Origin of the sequence: Pantoea sp. EABMAA-21, from assembly GCF_030053335.1 — a bacterium.
Classification (GTDB): Bacteria; Pseudomonadota; Gammaproteobacteria; order Enterobacterales; family Enterobacteriaceae; genus Pantoea; species Pantoea communis.
The window spans coordinates 1-450 of record NZ_JASGBX010000049.1 but is presented as its reverse complement, the minus strand read 5'-3'; the positions used below and the strand labels follow the sequence as shown (position 1 = coordinate 450).

General features: G+C 63.3%; 1 pseudogene. It reads left to right on the top strand.

Features of this window, described 5'->3' with window-relative positions:
• Nucleotides 1–450, top strand: a pseudogene (locus tag QMZ65_RS25190) (ImcF-related family protein); the annotation flags it as partial.

Here is a 450-nt window from a genome sequence, read left to right as displayed (position 1 = left end):
CGGCCCACTCGATGCGACTTTCGGCCCGCTGCTGGCGCTGACTGACAATCAGGGCAGCAGCAGTATGAGCCTGCGTACCTTCCTGACGCGCGTGACTCAGGTGCGTCTGCGCCTGCAGCAGGTCACCAACGCGGCAGACCCGCAGGCCATGACGCAGACGCTGGCGCAGACGGTGTTTCAGGGGAAAACCGTGGACCTGACTGACACGCGTGATTACGGCAGCCTGGTCGCCGCCGGGCTGGGACAGGAGTGGAGCGGTTTCGGACAGACGGTGTTTGTGCGTCCGATAGAGCAGGCCTGGCAACAGGTGCTGATGCCGGCTGCGGGCAGCCTGAACGCCCAGTGGCAGCAGGCGGTGGTGAACGAGTGGAACAGCGCGTTTGGCGGCCGCTATCCGTTTAAAAATGTCAGCAGTGAGGTGTCACTGCCGCTGCTGGCGAAATATCTGAA